Source organism: Limosilactobacillus gorillae (genome assembly GCF_001293735.1).
Taxonomy (GTDB): Bacteria; Bacillota; Bacilli; order Lactobacillales; family Lactobacillaceae; genus Limosilactobacillus; species Limosilactobacillus gorillae.
The window spans coordinates 1-1,510 of sequence record NZ_BCAH01000055.1 but is presented as its reverse complement, the minus strand read 5'-3'; the positions used below and the strand labels follow the sequence as shown (position 1 = coordinate 1,510).

Genomic DNA, 1,510 nt, shown 5'->3' with positions numbered 1-1,510 from the left:
GATTTTGGTCGCCAACGAGTGGCGGACGGGTGAGTAACACGTAGGCAACCTGCCCAGAAGCGGGGGACAACATTTGGAAACAGATGCTAATACCGCATAACAACGTTGTTCGCATGAACAACGTTTCAAAGATGGCCTCTGGCTATCACTTCTGGATGGACCTGCGGTGCATTAGCTTGTTGGTGGGGTAATGGCCTACCAAGGCGATGATGCATAGCCGAGTTGAGAGACTGATCGGCCACAATGGGACTGAGACACGGCCCATACTCCTACGGGAGGCAGCAGTAGGGAATCTTCCACAATGGGCGCAAGCCTGATGGAGCAACACCGCGTGAGTGAAGAAGGGTTTCGGCTCGTAAAGCTCTGTTGTTAAAGAAGAACATGCGTGAGAGTAACTGTTCACGCATTGACGGTATTTAACCAGAAAGTCACGGCTAACTACGTGCCAGCAGCCGCGGTAATACGTAGGTGGCAAGCGTTATCCGGATTTATTGGGCGTAAAGAGAGTGCAGGCGGTTTACTAAGTCTGATGTGAAAGCCTTCGGCTTAACCGGAGAAGGGCATCGGAAACTGGCTAACTTGAGTGCAGAAGAGGGTAGTGGAACTCCATGTGTAGCGGTGGAATGCGTAGATATATGGAAGAACACCAGTGGCGAAGGCGGCTACCTGGTCTGTAACTGACGCTGAGACTCGAAAGCATGGGTAGCGAACAGGATTAGATACCCTGGTAGTCCATGCCGTAAACGATGAGTGCTAGGTGTTGGAGGGTTTCCGCCCTTCAGTGCCGGAGCTAACGCATTAAGCACTCCGCCTGGGGAGTACGACCGCAAGGTTGAAACTCAAAGGAATTGACGGGGGCCCGCACAAGCGGTGGAGCATGTGGTTTAATTCGAAGCTACGCGAAGAACCTTACCAGGTCTTGACATCTTGCGCCAACCCTAGAGATAGGGCGTTTCCTTCGGGAACGCAATGACAGGTGGTGCATGGTCGTCGTCAGCTCGTGTCGTGAGATGTTGGGTTAAGTCCCGCAACGAGCGCAACCCTTGTTACTAGTTGCCAGCATTCAGTTGGGCACTCTAGTGAGACTGCCGGTGACAAACCGGAGGAAGGTGGGGACGACGTCAGATCATCATGCCCCTTATGACCTGGGCTACACACGTGCTACAATGGACGGTACAACGAGTCGCGAACTCGCGAGGGCAAGCAAATCTCTGAAAACCGTTCTCAGTTCGGACTGCAGGCTGCAACTCGCCTGCACGAAGTCGGAATCGCTAGTAATCGCGGATCAGCATGCCGCGGTGAATACGTTCCCGGGCCTTGTACACACCGCCCGTCACACCATGAGAGTTTGTAACACCCAAAGTCGGTGGGGTAACCATTTGGAGCCAGCCGCCTAAGGTGGGACAGATGATTAGGGTGAAGTCGTAACAAGGTAGCCGTAGGAGAACCTGCGGCTGGATCACCTCCTTTCTAAGGAATTAATCGGAAACCTGCACATGGTCGAAACAGT

Annotated in this window: 1 rRNA gene; it reads left to right on the top strand. The window is 53.2% G+C overall.

Features of this window, described 5'->3' with window-relative positions:
• Nucleotides 1-1,470, top strand: a 16S ribosomal RNA gene (locus AOQ57_RS08060); the annotation flags it as partial.
• Nucleotides 1,471-1,510 lie beyond the last annotated feature (40 nt).